The sequence below is a fragment of the Flavobacterium soyangense genome (genome assembly GCF_015277675.1).
GTDB lineage: Bacteria > Bacteroidota > Bacteroidia > Flavobacteriales > Flavobacteriaceae > Flavobacterium > Flavobacterium soyangense.
Window position 1 is genome coordinate 64,657 of the sequence record NZ_JADHEC010000001.1, and the last position, 18,310, is coordinate 82,966.

17 protein-coding genes and 1 tRNA gene are annotated in these 18,310 nt (G+C 34.7%); 9 read left to right on the plus strand and 9 right to left on the minus strand.

Annotated elements, in window-relative coordinates:
• Positions 1–90: 90 nt before the first annotated feature.
• Positions 91–630, minus strand: coding sequence for a YceI family protein (locus IR213_RS00260; RefSeq protein ID WP_194310310.1), 540 nt, complete (start codon positions 628–630; stop codon positions 91–93).
• Between the two features lie 150 nt (positions 631–780).
• Here IR213_RS00260 and IR213_RS00265 point away from each other — a divergent pair, with 150 nt between their 5' ends.
• On the plus strand, positions 781–1,755 hold the full coding sequence (locus IR213_RS00265; protein WP_194310311.1) for a polyprenyl synthetase family protein: 975 nt from the start codon (positions 781–783) through the stop codon (positions 1,753–1,755).
• Between the two features lie 71 nt (positions 1,756–1,826).
• Positions 1,827–2,180 carry a hypothetical protein gene (locus IR213_RS00270; protein WP_194310312.1) on the plus strand — a complete coding sequence of 118 codons (354 nt, stop codon included), beginning with the start codon at positions 1,827–1,829 and terminating at the stop codon, positions 2,178–2,180.
• Here IR213_RS00270 and IR213_RS00275 read toward each other — a convergent pair whose 3' ends face one another.
• Both IR213_RS00275 and IR213_RS00280 read right to left on the minus strand, forming a co-directional pair.
• Positions 2,181–3,512, minus strand: a complete 1,332-nt coding sequence (locus IR213_RS00275) for an alkaline phosphatase D family protein (RefSeq protein ID WP_194310313.1) — start codon at positions 3,510–3,512, stop codon at positions 2,181–2,183. It lies immediately after the preceding gene.
• A gap of 9 nt (positions 3,513–3,521) precedes the next feature.
• On the minus strand, positions 3,522–4,070 hold the full coding sequence (locus IR213_RS00280; protein WP_228479041.1) for a hypothetical protein: 549 nt from the start codon (positions 4,068–4,070) through the stop codon (positions 3,522–3,524).
• Between the two features lie 116 nt (positions 4,071–4,186).
• Between IR213_RS00280 and IR213_RS00285 the strand changes: the two genes are divergently transcribed.
• Both IR213_RS00285 and odhB read left to right on the plus strand, forming a co-directional pair.
• Positions 4,187–6,961: a 2-oxoglutarate dehydrogenase E1 component gene (locus IR213_RS00285; RefSeq protein WP_194310315.1), complete on the plus strand. Its 2,775-nt coding sequence runs from the start codon at positions 4,187–4,189 to the stop codon at positions 6,959–6,961.
• Positions 6,962–7,036: 75 nt separating this feature from the next.
• Positions 7,037–8,257 (plus strand): 2-oxoglutarate dehydrogenase complex dihydrolipoyllysine-residue succinyltransferase, encoded by a 1,221-nt coding sequence (gene odhB, locus IR213_RS00290; protein ID WP_194310316.1) that lies wholly within the window; start codon positions 7,037–7,039, stop codon positions 8,255–8,257.
• Positions 8,258–8,321: 64 nt separating this feature from the next.
• Here the strand turns inward: odhB and IR213_RS00295 are convergent, their stop codons facing one another.
• Entirely contained in the window at positions 8,322–8,762 is a 441-nt protein-coding gene (locus tag IR213_RS00295; RefSeq protein ID WP_194310317.1) for a retropepsin-like aspartic protease, read from the minus strand.
• Between the two features lie 96 nt (positions 8,763–8,858).
• On the opposite strand from IR213_RS00295, the gene IR213_RS00300 reads away from it, so the two are divergent.
• The 4 genes from IR213_RS00300 to IR213_RS00315 all read left to right on the plus strand — a co-directional run bounded on the left by IR213_RS00300 (position 8,859) and on the right by IR213_RS00315 (position 11,991).
• Positions 8,859–9,626, plus strand: coding sequence for a TatD family hydrolase (locus IR213_RS00300; protein WP_194310318.1), 768 nt, complete (start codon positions 8,859–8,861; stop codon positions 9,624–9,626).
• 63 nt (positions 9,627–9,689) lie between these two features.
• Entirely contained in the window at positions 9,690–10,826 is a 1,137-nt protein-coding gene (locus IR213_RS00305) for a 1-acyl-sn-glycerol-3-phosphate acyltransferase (RefSeq protein WP_194310319.1), read from the plus strand.
• Positions 10,816–11,844 carry an asparaginase gene (locus IR213_RS00310; protein WP_194310320.1) on the plus strand — a complete coding sequence of 343 codons (1,029 nt, stop codon included), beginning with the start codon at positions 10,816–10,818 and terminating at the stop codon, positions 11,842–11,844. The genes IR213_RS00305 and IR213_RS00310 overlap by 11 nt, the downstream gene beginning before the upstream one ends.
• A gap of 62 nt (positions 11,845–11,906) precedes the next feature.
• Positions 11,907–11,991: transfer RNA gene (locus tag IR213_RS00315), tRNA-Ser, on the plus strand.
• Between the two features lie 74 nt (positions 11,992–12,065).
• On the opposite strand, the gene IR213_RS16165 is transcribed toward IR213_RS00315, so the two are convergent.
• Both IR213_RS16165 and IR213_RS16170 read right to left on the minus strand, forming a co-directional pair.
• Positions 12,066–12,746 (minus strand): transposase, encoded by a 681-nt coding sequence (locus IR213_RS16165; protein ID WP_228479042.1) that lies wholly within the window; start codon positions 12,744–12,746, stop codon positions 12,066–12,068.
• The gene (locus IR213_RS16170) at positions 12,713–13,147 is read right to left on the minus strand and encodes a hypothetical protein (protein WP_228479043.1); all 435 of its coding nucleotides are present in this window, start codon (positions 13,145–13,147) and stop codon (positions 12,713–12,715) included. The genes IR213_RS16165 and IR213_RS16170 overlap by 34 nt, the downstream gene beginning before the upstream one ends.
• A 318-nt stretch (positions 13,148–13,465) precedes the next feature.
• Between IR213_RS16170 and IR213_RS00325 the strand changes: the two genes are divergently transcribed.
• The gene (locus IR213_RS00325; RefSeq protein WP_194310321.1) at positions 13,466–14,161 is read left to right on the plus strand and encodes a porin family protein; all 696 of its coding nucleotides are present in this window, start codon (positions 13,466–13,468) and stop codon (positions 14,159–14,161) included.
• Here the strand turns inward: IR213_RS00325 and IR213_RS00330 are convergent.
• From IR213_RS00330 to asnS, 3 genes are all read right to left on the minus strand, one after another.
• Positions 14,156–14,761 (minus strand): hypothetical protein, encoded by a 606-nt coding sequence (locus tag IR213_RS00330; protein ID WP_194310322.1) that lies wholly within the window; start codon positions 14,759–14,761, stop codon positions 14,156–14,158. The genes IR213_RS00325 and IR213_RS00330 overlap by 6 nt on opposite strands.
• A 238-nt stretch (positions 14,762–14,999) precedes the next feature.
• Complete coding sequence (gene rpoN / locus IR213_RS00335) at positions 15,000–16,475, minus strand: RNA polymerase factor sigma-54 (RefSeq protein WP_194310323.1); 1,476 nt, start codon at positions 16,473–16,475, stop codon at positions 15,000–15,002.
• A gap of 70 nt (positions 16,476–16,545) precedes the next feature.
• Entirely contained in the window at positions 16,546–17,979 is a 1,434-nt protein-coding gene (asnS, locus tag IR213_RS00340) for an asparagine--tRNA ligase (RefSeq protein ID WP_194310324.1), read from the minus strand.
• Positions 17,980–18,310: the final 331 nt, after the last annotated feature.

Genomic DNA, 18,310 nt, shown 5'->3' on the forward strand with positions numbered 1-18,310 from the left:
AAAATTCAAAAAATTAAATTTTGTTTGCAAACGCACAATGGAAACTTTTAATACTAAAATAGCTTCCAAAGGTTTTACTTAAATTTATAATTAGTTTAAACTAGAGTTAGTTGTAAACTCAAGATTAACAGTCAAATTCATATCTTGTCCTAGGACGATACCGCTGTTTAGGTTATAAGCATTGTAGGATAGCCCAAAATCTTTTCGATTTATATTGCCAAGAATTTCGAATATTGCTTTTGAATTACCATCGTGAGTTTCTAATCCGGTAAGCATTACATCTAGTTCAACTACTTTAGTAATATTGTTGATGGTAAGATTACCTTTTAAGAAATTAATGTCTGAATTTACTTTTTGAAAAGAAGTCGATTTAAAACTGACGGTTGGATTTTGCTTTGTATCGATAAAATCATTCAATTTTAAATTAGAATCAAACTGTTCTAATTTTCCTTCTTTAGCATTTATATCAAATAAGAATTCAACGCAGGCATCTTGTAATTCATCATCCACTACAGATATTGAACCATTAAATGTATTTGTTTTACTCACTAAATAGGCGATAATTGAATGTCTTGTTTTTATTAATACATCAGATTGTTCAGAATCGATAGTCCATTTTGTTGCGGTCATTTTGGGTTTGATATTTAAAATTAAAATGCAAATTTACAAAGGAAACTTTAAATACCAAAATAGTTTCCAAAGTATTTTTAAAAAAATTGTATAAGGTTTAAAGTTTCGGGTTTTTTAGTTTCCTTTGTGATACAAAATAAAGAATCATTTATGCTTCCCATTCATCAGTATCAAGAGCAATTTCTACTCTATTTAGAAAACCAAAAAATAGTAAAAGAGCCCAAAAATCTTTATCAACCCATAGATTATATTTTACAACTTGGCGGAAAAAGATTGCGTCCAGTGTTGACATTAATGACTGCCGAAGTTTTTGATGGTAATTATAAAGAAGCCTTGCCAGCTGCATTGGCTATTGAGGTTTTCCATAATTTTTCGCTCATTCACGATGACATTATGGACGATGCGCCTTTGCGAAGAGGGAATGTTACTGTTCACGAAAAGTGGAATATCAACACGGGAATTCTTTCTGGTGACGCAATGCTCATTTTGGCTTACCAATATTTTGAACAATACGAACCAGCTATTTTTAAGGATCTTGCTAAATTGTTCAGTCAGACTGCTCTCGAAGTATGCGAAGGTCAGCAATATGACGTTGATTTTGAAACTCGCAATGACGTTACGATTCTCGAATATCTAAAAATGATTGGATACAAAACTGCCGTTCTCGTTGCAGCCGCAATGAAAATGGGAGCAATTATTGCAAAAACTTCCGAAGAAAACGCTAATTTGATTTACGATTTTGGACTCAATTTAGGCTTGGCGTTCCAGTTGCAGGATGATTATTTGGATGCTTTTGGCGATCCAAAAACCTTCGGAAAGCAAGTGGGCGGTGATATTATCGAAAACAAAAAAACATATCTTTACTTAAAAGCAATTGAGTTTTCTTCGAAAGAACAAAGAGAAGAGTTAATGCATTTGTTTTCTATTCAGTTAGATGAAAATTCAGAAAAAATTGAAACGGTAAAGGAAACTTTCAACTCGACTGGCGCATCATTAGCCACGCAAAAATCCATTAAAGACTTCACATTGAAAGCTTTTGAAACCTTGGAAAAAATCAATATTTCCGAAGATAAAAAAGTAATGTTGAAAGCTTTTGGCGATAATTTAATGAGTAGAAATGTTTAGTTTTCAGTTTGCAGTCTCAGTTTTCAGTTGTCACCTCGGGCGCAGTCGAGAGACTTTTATAAAAAAATAAAATGAATTTCATCACTCCCATAAATATAGATTTACTTCTTCAAGAAGCCGAAAAAGAAACTTTGTACTTGAAATTAATTGAGCAAATTAATAAGGATTTTAATTTAGCCAATGAAGGAATTGATTTTCCGATGAGCATTTTGCCCGAGGAATTAAAAATTCAATTACACGAAAAAATATACCGATTGATTCAGTATAAATTTGCCGAATACCTCAATTTGCTTTACATTATTGACGTTTCTGAAGACCAAATCAAAAAACTTGATGGTTCAGATTTAGTAGCTTTAGCTGAAAATGTTGCTTTCTTAATTTTGAAACGAGAATGGCAAAAAGTGTGGTTCAGGAATAAATATTAACTACTCTAACTCCTTTTTTAAAATCACTTTATTCCACAATTCATTCCCATTGATGTCAAATAAAGTGAGTTTCATTTGCCTATTTTCTTTGTTTCCTGAAAATGAAATTATTCCAAAATTATTTTGAATAAATGCACTGCCCAAAACTTTGTATTTGTTGTCTTCCTTAAACACTTTGTCAGAAACAACTCCTGCAGTAAATGGTGAAACAGTCCAATCATAAATAGGATAACTCCCTTGCCGAGACAACATAGACATTTCGGCAAAATGGCGGTCTCCGGTTAAGAATAACACCCCTTTTATTTTATTGTCTGTAATCTCTTTGAGTAGTTTTTCTTTTTCTTCGGGATAATGGCCGTAGTTTTCCGTGTCTGGTACCGCATTTAAGACTTGTCCGCCTATCACGATTATTTTAAAAGTGGCTATTGAAGAACTCATAGCATCGATAAGCCATTCGAATTGTGTAGTGCCTAACATCGTTTTATTTCCTGTAATTCGGTCTTGTGGAGATCTGAAAAACCGATCGTCAATCAGAAAAAATTGTGCATCACCCCAATTAAAGGTTGAGAAAACACCTTCATTTTGCTCCGGACTGATTCCGTAACTTTTATTGGCCCAAAAATCTTTAAATGCTTTTTGGGTCAAGTTTTTATTATAAAAACTTCGGTCACTATCATTGGGACCATAATCGTGGTCATCCCAGATCGCAAAATTTTGAGTTTTTGCTAACAAAGGTTGTATTTCCTTAATAGATCTGGAGTGTGTATTGCGATGATAAATCCCTGTTTTGCTATCCCAATCTGCCTCTCTCAAATAAGTGTTGTCGCCACCCCAAATCATAATGTCCGGATTTTTTTTAGCGATGCTTTCAAAAATATTATATCCGCTTCCATAGGGTTTTCCAGGCCTGTCAAACTCAGTTTCGTTGATATACATACAACTGCCAAAAGCAACGTTAAAATCAGGTGCATCTTCTCGCCATTGCCACAATTTTTTGGAAGAAAATGAAGTTTCATATGGCAAAACCACCTTTTTATTATTGAAGTAAATGGTATATTTATATTTTTTTCCAGGTTCCAGTTGGTCTAAAATGATATGATAAGTGAAACCAACTTCTTTAGACGAATTATAAGTATCAGAAGAGAATACTTTAGTGGGATTATCTAATGCAAAATATTCGATTTTAACGGAAACATTTTCTTTGGTTTGCAACCAAATTGCGGCTTCTTTCATCTCGCAGTAACCTACCATTGGGCCAGATTGCAAAAGGGTGTTTTGAGAAAATCCATAGCTGATGAACAGAAGAAAAAACACTTGTATGCTCTTTTTCATAATTAAATGTTAAAAATAAACTCTTATAAACGGCATAAATGGGTCGCTGTAATAGCCGTTGTTATAATCAAATAATACATCATAGCGAACCCCAACGGTTACATTTCCTGTTCTATAACCTGCACCAAGATAAAGTGCGGTATTCCAAATAGTATTGGTGTTGTTTCCCCCAAGATATTGATAATCTGTATTTACATTTATTTCTTCTAACTCAACCGAAAGTTGAACTTGTGGAATAGGATTTACAAGACCTATTAAACTTGCTCCATAAAGCGTAGAAGTATAGTCGTTTTTTGCAGAAATATACCCAAATTGTACTGCAGTTCCAACTGAAACAATTTGGTTAATATTATAAATGGCGCTTGGAGCAATAGTAATATCGGTATAACCAGAACCAATACTCAATCCTATTCCGCCTCCAAATTGAACATTTCTCCAGAAATCATTTGGCAGTTTTGGAGTATTTGTTTGTCCTTGAGCAAATAAACCAAAAGAAAATAATAATGTTATAACTCCCAAAATTGATTTGGCAACAACTTTCAAGACGTCCTTTTTCATAGGCATTTAGGTTTTTAACAATTTAAGGCATAAAAGTATTTAAAAAGAATTATAAACTTATTGTATTATTGTACTTTTGCAAGACTATTTTAATAAAAAGCAGATTTTATACAATTATGGATAGGTTTTCATTCTTAAATGCGGCACATACCGAATTTTTCGCACAATTATACGATCAATATTTAGAAAATCCAGATAGCGTAGAGCCAAGTTGGAGAGGTTTTTTTCAAGGTTTCGACTTTGGATTGTCAACTTATAATGGAGAAAATCCAGTAAGTCAAACAGAAGGTGGAACTTCAGTAAGTTTTGAAGATACTTCTGCTTCCGAGAAACTTCAGAGAGAGTTCAATGTTATCAAATTAATTGAAGCCTATAGAAATCGTGGACATTTGTTTACCAAAACAAATCCGGTCCACAAAAGAAGAACGTATACTCCAACATTGGATATTGAAAATTTTGGACTTTCAAAAGCGGATTTATCAACTGTTTTCGATGCTGCAAAAATCATCAAAATTGCTCCTTGTAGTTTAGCGGACATCTTGGGACATTTGGATAAAATTTACTGTCAATCCATTGGAGTTGAGTATATGTATATCCGAAATCCAAATGACATTCAATGGATTCAAAATAAAATTGGGCATAACGACAATCACCCTGATTTTTCTCATGATGAAAAAAGAGCGATTCTCAACAAATTAAATCAAGCAGTTTCATTTGAGAATTTCTTACACACCAAATATGTTGGTCAAAAGCGTTTTTCACTAGAAGGAGGAGAATCAATTATTCCTGCCCTTGACGCATTGATTGAAAAAGCGGCAGAAAAAGGAATAGAACAATTTGTGATGGGAATGGCGCATCGTGGTCGTTTGAATGTTTTGGCAAATATATTCGGGAAATCCACCCAGGATATTTTTGGAGAATTCGAAGGCAAAGATTACGATCAGGATCAATTTGACGGAGATGTAAAATACCATTTGGGACTTACCGCACAAAAAACAACAAGGTCAGGAAAAACCATCAACATAAATCTAGCTCCAAATCCTTCACATCTTGAAACTGTTGGAGCTGTTATAGAAGGAATTACCAGAGCCAAACAAGATAAATATTTCCCAGACGATTTTTCTAAAGTATTGCCTATTGCCGTTCACGGTGATGCAGCGATTTCGGGTCAAGGAATTTTATATGAATTGGTTCAAATGGCTCAACTTGACGGTTATAAAACGGGTGGAACAATACATATTGTAATCAACAATCAGGTTGGTTTTACCACAAATTATCTCGATGGACGTTCTTCGACTTATTGTACAGATGTTGCCAAAGTAACGCTTTCGCCAGTATTGCACGTTAATGCTGATGATGCCGAAGCTGTGGTACACGTAATGTCATTTGCATTGGATTTCAGAATGCATTTTGGACGTGATGTTTTTATCGATTTGCTGGGTTATAGAAAATATGGTCATAACGAAGGCGACGAACCACGTTTTACGCAACCTTTATTGTATAAAATTATTGCAAAACATAAAAATCCAAGAGATATTTATGCCGAGAGATTATTGGCTGAAGGAGTTATTGACGCTGATTATGTAAAAGAATTGGAGGTAGAATACAAATCGAATCTGGAAATAAATCTTGAAGAATCCCGTAAAAAAGAATTGACAATAATTACTCCATTTATGCAAAATGAATGGGAAGGTTTTACCAAAGCCGGAGTTGCTCAAATGTTCAAAAAAGTAGATACTTCTTATTCAAAAGAAGGACTTACGGCTGTTGCCAATGCCATTTGTAATTTGCCAAAGGACAAGAAATTTATCAGCAAAATCCAAAAATTAATAAACGACAGAAAAACAATGTTTTTCGAAACCAACAAGTTAGATTGGGCAATGGCTGAGCACTTAGCTTATGGATCATTGTTGCAAGAAGGGTATGATGTTCGTATCTCCGGACAAGATGTAGAACGCGGTACTTTTTCCCATCGTCACGCTGTTGTGAAAGTTGAAGATTCAGAAGAAGAAGTAGTCTTAATTAATAATTTGGAAGGCAAAAAAGGAAAATTCAGTATTTACAATTCTCTTTTATCAGAATATGGAGTTTTAGGATTTGACTATGGTTATGCATTGGCAAACCCAAATGCCTTGACGATTTGGGAAGCGCAATTTGGCGATTTCAGCAACGGAGCCCAAATTATGATTGACCAATATATTTCTTGTGGAGAAGATAAATGGAACAATCAAAACGGAATCGTTTTATTGTTACCTCACGGTTACGAAGGACAAGGAGCAGAACATTCTTCAGGAAGAATGGAACGTTATTTACAACTTTGTGCCAGACAAAATATGGTTGTTGCCGATTGTACAACGCCAGCAAATTTCTTTCACTTGTTAAGAAAACAGATGAAAACGAAATACCGTAAACCACTTATTGTTTTTACACCAAAGAGTTTGCTACGTGATCCAAGAGTAGTTTCCGGAATAGAAGAGTTTACTTCAGGCACTTTTCAGGAAACAATTGACGATGATACCGTAAATAAAAAAGACGTAAAAACTTTGGTTTTCTGCACAGGAAAATTCTATTATGACATCACTGCCGAAAGAGAAATCAACGGTCGAAAAGATGTTGCAGTAGTGAGAATTGAGCAATTATTTCCGTTGCCAACAGAACAATTAAAAGAAATAATTGCGAGATATCCTAATGCAGATGATTATGTTTGGGCACAAGAAGAACCGAAAAATATGGGCGCTTATGGTTTTATGTTGATGAATATTACGACCGTAAAATTTAGATTAGCATCATTAAGAGCATCTGCCGCAGCTGCTTCGGGAAGTTATACCAGATCAAAACGCCGTCATGCGGAAGCTTTGAAATTTGTTTTTGACAAGAATATATCAAGATAAAAAAAAATGTTTCAGGTTTAATATTATCCAACTTGAAACTTTAACAATTTAAATTCATAATTAAAATAATATAAGATGATTTTAGAAATGAAAGTCCCATCACCTGGGGAATCCATCAAAGAAGTTGAAATCGCAACTTGGTTAGTAAAAGATGGCGATTATGTAGAAAAAGATCAAGCCATTGCTGAGGTTGATTCAGACAAAGCTACACTAGAATTGCCTGCAGAAGCCAGTGGAATTATTACTCTAAAAGCCGAAGAAGGAGATGCCGTTGCCGTAGGTTCCATAGTTTGTTTAATTGATACTGAAGGTAAAAAAACATCAGGTTCAGCACCAGTTGTCGAAGCAAAAAAAGAGGAAGTGAAAACTGTTGAGGTAAAAAAAGAAGAAGTGAAAGTTGTTGCTCCAGTTTCTTATGCTTCAGGAACTCCATCGCCAGCAGCAAGAAAAATATTGGATGAAAAAAACATCCAACCTTCTGACATCATCGGAACAGGGAAAGACGGAAGAATTACCAAAGATGACGCAGTAAATGCAGTTCCAGCAATGGGAACACCAACAGGTGGAAGCCGTGGTTCTGAGCGCACAAAATTATCTATGTTGCGTCGTAAAGTTGCAGAAAGATTGGTTGCTGCCAAAAATGAAACAGCCATGTTGACCACTTTCAACGAAGTAAATATGACGCCAATAAACACCTTGCGTAATGAATACAAAGATGCTTTCAAAGCAAAACACGGAGGAATAGGTTTAGGATATATGTCATTTTTTACAAAAGCCGTAACCAGAGCTTTACAATTATATCCGGATGTGAACTCAATGATGGATGGCGATTATAAAATTGCTTTTGATTTCTGCGATATTTCAATTGCAGTTTCCGGTCCAAAAGGACTTATGGTTCCTGTGGTTCGCAATGCTGAAAACTTGACTTTCCGTGGAATAGAAGCCGATATTAAACGATTGGCCATTAAAGCTCGTGACGGACAAATTACCGTTGATGATATGACTGGTGGAACGTTTACCATCACAAACGGAGGCGTTTTTGGAAGTATGTTATCAACGCCAATAATCAATCCACCACAATCTGGAATCCTTGGAATGCACAACATTATTGAGCGTCCAATTGCCGTAAATGGCAAAGTGGAAATTCATCCAATGATGTACGTAGCACTTTCTTATGACCATAGGATTATTGATGGTCGTGAGTCAGTAGGATTCTTGGTGGCAGTGAAAGAAGCCTTGGAAAATCCTTTGGAGTTGCTTTGTGATAATAATCCAAAAAAAGCATTTGAGTTGTAAAATAAAAACAACTTTATAGGTATAAATAAATTTAGTCACATTTGCGTAAGTAGATGTGATTTTTTTATTGCATCAAATACAAGCAATGATTGAAATAATCAATAATTCCCTTGCCTTTCATTAGAATATCAGCGCCAATAATACCGTGAACGGGTTTCGCTTTGTGTTCAATCAATGCTCCATTTACGTGAGATAAATCAAAAATCACGAGGTCAAAATCAGCGTGTTTCCAAGTGCCCAATTGAAGTTTGTTCCCAACAGCTATTTGTGTAAACATTCCCGATGCGCCAGCACCCGAAGCTTGTGTTTTAGACTTTTTGGCTTCCAACAGAAATAACTCAATACTTTCAAAACCCACACAACTGGAACTTGCTCCAGTATCGAGAATAAAATTTCCCTTAACTCCATTAATGCTGGCCTTAATGAGCAAATGTTGCGTTTTTGAAACCTTGAAGTTTATTTTTTTGTAACTTTCTTTTTTAAGAATGCCAGGAAGGGTTTTCATTTGAAAAATTATTTAATTCCAAAAGTAATCTAAAAACACAAGAATTAATAAATCAAGTCAATCAAAAAACTAACTTTGCCACTCTAAAAAAAATCGATGAAAATTACCGATACCCATACCCATTTATATTCCAACGAATTTGATGAAGATCGCGATGAAATGATTCAACGCGCCATCGACGCAGGTGTTTCAAGATTTTTTATTCCTGCCATCGATTCTACTTTTACACAGTCGATGTACGATTTGGAAAAGTCATATCCTTCAAATATTTTTTTGATGATGGGTTTGCACCCAACGCACGTAAAAGACAATTATCTCGAAGAATTACTTCATGTTGAGGAAGAATTGGCTAGAAGAAAATTCTTTGCCATTGGCGAAATTGGTATTGATTTGTATTGGGATAAAACACATTTACCGCAGCAACAGGATGCATTTAGAAAGCAAATTCAATTTGCAAAACAATATAAATTACCCATTGTAATTCATTGTCGTCAAGCTTTTGATGAAGTTTTTGAAATATTGGAAGAAGAAAAATCTGTTGATTTGTTTGGGATTTTTCATTGCTTTTCCGGAACTTATGAGCAAGCTTTACAAGCTATTTCTTATAATATGAAACTGGGAATTGGTGGAGTGGTAACTTTCAAAAATGGAAAAATTGACCAATTCCTGAATCAAATCAATATGAAACATATCGTTCTCGAAACTGATTCCCCCTATTTAGCTCCGGTTCCTTTTCGTGGAAAACGCAATGAAAGCAGTTATTTGATAAATGTTGTTAATAAACTAGCTGTTATTTTTAATTTGCCTCAAGAAGAAATTGCACGAATTACCACCGAAAATTCCAAAGAAATATTCGGGATTTAACATAGAAATTGGATATTTTCCATAAAAATTTTGTTAATTTGTTCTCATAAAATAATATTCTATATGTCAAAATTTGACGCAATTCGTCCCTTTTATGATACCGAAGTAAATGACGCTATTCAAAATGTGGTCCATCACCCAATGATGAAAGCATTGATGAACTTTACTTCTCCGGATCTTCCTGACAATGTATGGAAAGAACAGCTTCTAAGGACGCATTCTACAAGGGATTTTCAATGTAATTTCATATACAAATCACTTCAAAAAGTGTTAGAAAAAACCTCAGACGGATTGACAACTTCGGGTTTTGAAAAGTTAGAAAAAAACTCTTCTTATCTGTTTATTTCGAATCATCGAGATATTCTTTTAGACACTTCCTTGCTAAACGCTTGTTTATTCGAGCATAAATTAGTGATGACTGCATCAGCAATTGGAGATAATTTGGTTAAAAAATCATTTTTGAGAACATTGGCAAGATTAAACCGTAATTTTTTGGTCCAAAGAGGATTATTGCCAAGAGAAATGCTTCAAAGTTCAAAATTATTATCAGAATACATTAGCAAGTTATTGCAACATGAAAACCGTTCAGTTTGGATAGCACAGCGAGAAGGAAGAACCAAAGACGGAAATGACGCCACTAATCCGGGCGTTTTAAAAATGCTTTCCATGGCTTCTGACGAAGAAAATTTGATGGATTATTTCAAAAAAATTAAAATAGTTCCCGTTTCAATTTCTTACGAATATGATCCAACTGATGCTTTAAAAATGCCACAACTTTTGGCTGAAGCCAAACAAGAAATTTATATCAAGGAAAAGAATGAAGATTTTATTAACTTGATGAGTGGAGTTATGGGCCAAAAAAAGCGCATTCATATTCACGTTGGTGATGTTCTTGATCACGAATTAGATCTTATTAAGTCGCAATTTGATAATTCCAATAAACAAATTCAAGCATTGACTCAGGTTATTGACGAATCTATTTTGCGCAACTATAAACTGTGGCCAACTAATTATATTGCTTATGATATTTTGAATAAAACCAATTCTCATCAACATTTGTACACAGAAAACGAAAAATCGCTTTTTGAGCGCAGACTAGAAATGCGAATAGATCATAATGACCCATTAGCTTTGCAAAGTTTCTTGGCTATGTATGCCAATCCTGTTGTCAATAAATTGAAATTTGAAAATGCAATCTAAAGCCAAAATTCTTTTGATTTACACCGGTGGAACCATTGGTATGATGAAGGATTTTGAAAATGGAGCACTTAAGGCTTTCAATTTTAAAAAACTGCTGCAGCGAATCCCAGAATTAAAACAATTGGAATGTGATATTGAGACGGTTTCTTTTGAAACACCGATTGATTCTTCCAATATGACTCCCGAAAAGTGGGCAGAAATTGCCGTGATTATTGAAGATAATTATGTTCAATTTGATGGATTTGTAGTTTTACATGGCTCAGATACAATGTCGTATTCAGCTTCAGCATTGAGTTTTATGCTCGAAAACTTGTCGAAACCCGTAATTTTTACCGGTTCACAATTGCCCATTGGAGATTTAAGAACTGATGCAAAGGAAAATCTGATAACCGCAATCCAAATTGCTTCTTTAAGACAAAACAATAAACCGATAATTAGCGAAGTATGTCTTTATTTTGAATACAAATTGTATCGAGGTAACAGAACCACAAAGATAAATGCTGAAAATTTCAATGCATTTATTTCGCCCAATTATCCCACTTTGATTGAATCAGGAGTGCTTTTAAAAACATATCCTGAATTATTTCTTCCAAAAGTAAGAATTAAAAAATTGAGGATTCATAAGAATATGGACACCCATGTGGCAATAATTAAAATATTTCCGGGTATTAGTGAAGCTGTTTTGGCAGCCATTTTAGGTATTCCGCAACTTAAAGGAATTGTGTTAGAAACTTATGGAGCCGGAAATGCGCCAACCGAAGAATGGTTTTTATCACTTTTAAAAAACGGAATAACAAGAGGTTTGCAAATTGTAAACGTAACCCAATGTTCTATAGGAAGTGTAACTATGGGAAAATACGAAACGAGTACTGCATTGAAAGAAATTGGAATAATTTCAGGAAAAGACATTACTACTGAAGCCGCTATTACTAAATTGATGTACTTATTGGCACAAAATGTTCCTGTGGCTATTTTTAAAACAATTTTCGAAACCTCATTGCGAGGAGAATTGTCATAAAAAGCGAGTATTAATTTTCTTAAGTCATATTTTTTCGTGTTCTTTGCAACCTTGAATTAAATAGAGAGGTGGCCGAGTGGCTGAAGGCGCACGCTTGGAAAGCGTGTTTATGGCAACATAACGTGGGTTCGAATCCCATCCTCTCTGCAAATAATTTTTATAATTTAATAAAGGTGGCCTTTCGGTAGTTGTGGTCGGAAGAAATTCCGGCCAATTATGTTTTATACTTTTAAGGGATCTCCACCCGAAAACACAATCATAATGCCAGTAATAAGCTCTCTTAGTTCCAAAACAAATCTTCTTTTGGCGGTTTTATAACCAAGATTATTGGCTTTTTTATAGATCAGGACAAGCATTGCCACAATCAAGGTCACATAAACCGTAACTTCTATACCGTTTTTGCTTAACGATACAAGACGGCTGACATTTAGCTCTTGTTTAATGAATCTAAAAAACACCTCGATATCCCATCTTTTCCTATAATAGTCAGCAACTTCTTTAGCTGTAAGTTCAAAATCATTTGTGAGAAAATGAAATACTTTTTCGGGATGTTTTTTGTTCTTCACAACCACTAGTCTAAAATGTTCTTCAACTTTTTCTTGCCTATAATGTACATTTCCTTTCTTGTTTTTCACTGGTATTCCTGTGTAAAGCTTTACTATACTGTCTTTTATTAAATGATTATCCCCAAGATTTAAATCCTGATTTGTCTCGATAAGTGATTTTATTTCTTCATGTTTACGGTTCTCTTTAGCTCTGATAACAAATTTAACTTTCTTATCTGAAAAATCCTTCATCGTGCGGGTAGACTGTAAACCTCGGTCAATAATATAAATATTGCGATGTTCAGTATCTTTTACTACTTGCTTTAAAATAGCTTCGGGAAGTGCAATTTCTTCCAAAGAGTAGCTTTGACTATCAAATACCTCAATCCCCGCAGGAAGTATACCATCAAAAGACATACTATATTTATGAGTTTTTTGCCGTTCTTCTGGTCAATGCCTGCTTTTATTTTTCCAGCAGCTTCAGAAACAATAGTACTATCCACTCGGATTAGGTTATATTTGTCTCTTTCAGGCTGACTATAACTTTCAGAGAAACGGCTATACATACATTCAAAAATTTCTTTAAAATAACCAGAATCAATCTTAGACAACCTTTCAGAAACAGAACTTCTTCTAACGGTTTCTGATTCATCTAAATTAAAAATGGTCATAAATCCCGAATAATTAAAGGTATCTTCCAATGTTCGTTGACTAAGTTTTTTATTGTCAAGAATAGCATACAGCAGAAGGTAAAACATCTTATTGCCATGAAGAACTTTTGAATAATGATCCACTTCCGTGCTAGTTGAAAGATGAGACAAAAGGGCTTCGGGAATAAGCCCTAACAACTCACTAACGGAAACTTAGCGGTCTTTAAATACTGTCATAAATCACTGATTTACAGTAATAAATGTACGAATAAATATTTATAAAGAAAGTTAATTCTTGTTAAATATATAAAATAAAAATAATATATTTTAGGTTTAAAACAAAAAAAGTCGGAAGAAAAAATCTTCCGACCACAACTAGCCTTTCGGTTGCCTTTTTTTTGTAAATTTATCCCACAAAAATTCTATATGCGTTTAGCTCTCCAAACAATATTTTTATTCACTGTGGTCAACGTTTTTTCGCAAACCACCAATCCGGTTTTGCCTGTCGTGAAAGTTGATTCGCTTTATAGAGAGGATCAGTTTTATTTTGGATTTACCCTCAATACTTTACAAAACAAACCAGCGGGTTTGACTCAAGATAAATTTTCATCGGGATTTTCGACTGGATTCCTTAGAGATTTTCCAATAAATAAAAAGAGAACTATTGCGATAGCTCCGGGACTTGGTTTTTCATATAACAATTACAATCAAAACCTTGCCATAACAGAACTCAATCAAACACCAGTTTACAAGATTATTGACCCCAATATCACCTACAATAAAAACAGATTCACGCAATTTCTGGTCGAAGTGCCTATAGAGTTCAGGTGGCGGACATCAAAATATGACAGTCATAAATTTTGGCGAATTTACGGAGGTTTTAAAATGGGTTATTTGATTTACAATAAATCAGTTTATGAAGATGCACAAGGAAAAATAGTGGTCACCAATAATAAAGATTTTAATAAATTTCAATACGGTGCTTATATTTCATCGGGCTATAATTCTATAAATGTTTATGCTTATTATGGCTTAAATTCTTTGTTTAAATCGGCAAAAACCAGCACTGAATCGATAGATATGAATGCATTGAACATTGGGGTTATGTTCTATATCTTATAGCCATAGATGTAGCAAAAGCAACTGCGGGATAATTCCCAAAAGAAAACCAATCACCAATTCTTTCGGCGTGTGTGCTTTCATTTCCAAACGGGAGGAAGCCACAACGCCATTCATAAGCACCAGAGATGCAATCAAATTGATGTTTCGGGTTTGATTGTGGATGCTTAATCCAATAATAAAAATTGTTAAGGCACTTATGGCAACCATATGAAGACTGGCTTTTGTCCTAAAAAACAACAAAACCAATGCCAACACAGTACTTAACAAACCTCCCAAAAAGAAAAAATGAAATTCCGGATAGTGATCCAATGTGATGCTTTTTCGAACGAGTAAAATTGTCAAAAAACACTGAATGACCAATGGGATTTTGCGTTGCGATATTTCCGAAATCATTACGGAATCTACTTGTCCGGCAGTGCGCAACACAAAAAAAAAGAGAACAGGAAGCAGTATCGTGATAATCACTATTTGAAAAACAACGAAGTATTTTTCTGGATTTGTAAAATAAGAATCATTCAAAAAAAAGTAAAACAAGGTGGCATACACCGGAATAAATATCGGATGGAATAAGTAGGAAAAAAAAGGAAGGATTTTTTTCACGGGAGATATCTTATCTCAAATATTTATATAAATCAAACGAAAATAGTAAAATTCCGCCAATAACTAAGAACAACCAATATTTCTTAAATGAACCAAACTTTTCCGTGTTATTTGAAATCTTCATCATTAGTCCAATTGTAATCGCACAAGTGTCTGCTAAAAAGCCAATTATTTCATTAATTCCCATAACATTACGCTATTTATTATTTCTAAATCAAAAATCGTTAATCAAAAATACCTACATTTTCTTCCTCATTCTCGCCACAGGAATATCTAATTGTTCACGGTATTTCGCAATGGTTCGTCTTGCAATTGGATAGCCTTTTTCCAAAAGGATTTCGGCCAATTGATCATCTGGAAGTGGTTTTTGTTTGTCCTCGTCCTCAATTACATTTTGTAGAATTTTCTTGATTTCAAGTGTCGAAACATCTTCGCCTTGATCGTTTTTCATTGCTTCGGAGAAGAATTCCTTGATTAGTTTTGTTCCGTAAGGAGTTTCCACATATTTGCTATTTGCCACACGGGAAATGGTCGAAATATCTAGCCCAACTAAATCGGCAATGTCTTTTAGAATCATTGGTTTTAGCTTGGTTTCATCGCCTTCAAGAAAATATTCTCGCTGGTAATGCATAATCGCATTCATCGTCACATAAAGTGTTTCCTGGCGTTGTTTGATGGCATCGATAAACCATTTAGCCGAATCTAATTTTTGTTTAATAAACTGAACTGCATCTTTCTGCGCATTCGATTTATCTCTGGAACTTTTATACGTTTGCATCATTTCCTGATAATCCTTGGAAACGTGTAAAGATGGTGCATTTCTTCCGTTTAGGGTCAAAACCAATTCATCGTCAACAATCCGGATGGCAAAATCTGGAACAACATGTTCCGTAATTTTGTTGCTTCCGGTAAAAGAACCGCCTGGTTTTGGGTTCAGTTTTTCTATTTCGTGAATGGCGGTTTTGAGTTGCTCATTCGAAACATTGTATTTCTGTTGGAGTTTGTCGTAATGTTTTTTGGTAAAAGCATCAAACTGGTTTTCGATAATATCCATTGCCAAAGCCACGTATTCCGTAGGTGTTTTGTGCTTCAATTGCAACAATAAACATTCCTGTAAATCACGCGCGCCAACTCCTGAAGGTTCTAATTCGTGGATGATGTTCAACATTCTCTCGACCGTTTTTTCGTCGGTGTAAATGCCTTGGGTAAACGCCATATCGTCAACCATATCGGGAACACTTCGTCGGATATAACCCATATCATCAATGCTTCCCACGAGGAATTCTGCAATTTCCCGATCTTGGTCATTCAATATAAAAGTGTTCAACTGATTGATTAAATCTTGGTGAAAACTTATTGGCGCAACTAGTGGTGATTCGCGTTCTTCATCATCATCACTGTAATTATTGGCTTGGGTTTTATAATCCGGAGTTTCGTCGCTGCTTAAATATTCGTCAATGTTGATGTCGCTTGTATCTTCATTATCATGGTCATCATAATCGTCGAATTCGTCATTGGCATCATCATTGTCGAATTCGTCTTTATCGTAAATTTCTTCTTCTTCACTTCCAGCTTCCAATGCTGGATTTTCATTCATTTCTTCCAACAAACGTTGTTCAAATGCTTGCGTAGGCAATTGAATTAACTTCATCAACTGGATTTGTTGTGGAGATAATTTCTGGGAAAGTTTAAGATTTAGAAATTGTTTTAACATATAATAGTTATTGGTTGATAGTTGATGGTTGTTGGATTAGGACTGACAACCATCAATCGTCAACTTTTCTTTAGAATTCGGCGTTCATCGGCGTTCTCGGGAAAGGAATTACGTCACGAATATTTGTCATTCCAGTTACAAAAAGCACTAATCTTTCGAATCCAAGTCCAAAACCAGAGTGAACTGCGCTTCCAAATCTTCGAGTGTCTAAATACCACCACAATTCTTCTTCGCTAATTCCTAAGGCTTTCATTTTTTCGACCAAAACATCAAAACGTTCTTCTCTTTGTGAACCACCCACAATTTCTCCAATTCCTGGGAAAAGGATGTCCATTGCACGAACGGTTTTTCCGTCTTCGTTCAAACGCATATAAAATGCTTTGATGTTCGCTGGATAATCAAACAAGATTACGGGACATTTAAAATGTTTCTCCACCAAATAACGTTCGTGTTCCGATTGTAAATCAGCACCCCATTCGTTGATGATGTATTGAAATTTTTTCTTTTTATTTGGAGTACAATCTCTTAAAATATCAATCGCCTCGGTATAAGAAACACGTTTAAAGTTGTTTTCTAAAACAAAATTTAGTTTTTCTAGTAAAGCCATTTCACTTCTGTCAGCTTGTGGTTTTGATTTTTCTTCTTCCAAAAGTCTTCCTTCCAAGAATTTTAAATCATCGCCACATTTATCCATCGTGTATTTGATTACAAATTGAATAAAATCTTCGGCCAAGTCCATATTGTCATTCAAATCATTGAAAGCCACTTCGGGTTCAATCATCCAAAATTCAGCCAAATGGCGAGAAGTATTCGAATTTTCGGCTCTAAATGTTGGTCCAAATGTATAAATTTGACCCAGAGCCATTGCAAAAGTTTCGCCTTCTAATTGTCCGGAAACCGTTAAATTCGTTTCTTTTCCGAAGAAATCTTCTTTGTAATTTACTTTTCCGTCTTCGGTTCTTGGTGGATTGTCGAAAGGCAAAGCGGTAACTTTGAACATTTCGCCAGCACCTTCTGCATCAGAACCGGTTATGATAGGCGTATTGACATACACAAAACCTTTTTCCTGAAAATAGCTATGAACGGCGAACGACAAAACCGAACGAATACGCATAATCGCTCCAAAAGCATTGGTACGAACTCTTAAATGTGCATTTTCACGCAAGAATTCCAAAGAATGTTTCTTGGGTTGCATTGGAAATATCTCCGCATCCGAATCACCAAGAATTTCTAGTTTTTCAACTTTGATTTCATATTTCTGTCCAGCACCTTTGCTTTCTACCAAATCTCCAGTAACCGAAATCGCCGCTCCGGTTGTGATTCTTTTTAAGGTTTCTTCTGGAGTGTTTTCAAAATCGACAACACATTGTATATTGTTGATGGTCGAACCATCGTTCAATGCGATAAATTGATTGTTTCTAAAAGTTCTTACCCAACCTTTTGCATTTACTCCTTGAAGTATTGTTGTACTGTTTAGCAAGTCTTTAACTCTTGTATGTTTCATCGTAATTTTAGATTTTAGATTCTTCAATCGAACTGCAAATATAATTGATTTGTTTGGAAAAGTCATTGTGAGAAATGGTCTAATCAGGAGCTATTTCCCGCTATTCGCTATATCTTTTACTTTTTAAAAGAAAAAGTAAAAGGATACCGCTGCTATCGGGGCTAAACCTATGAAGTTATTTAGGATTTTTTTGATTATTTGTCATTGCTACAAATTTCAGTTTTGCTAAAGATAAAATTTATAACCAACAAATATCTTTTATAAAATTCTACTCACAGAATAGCTAAATACAATCCAAAATATTAAATTTGAAAATTAAATAAAATGAGAA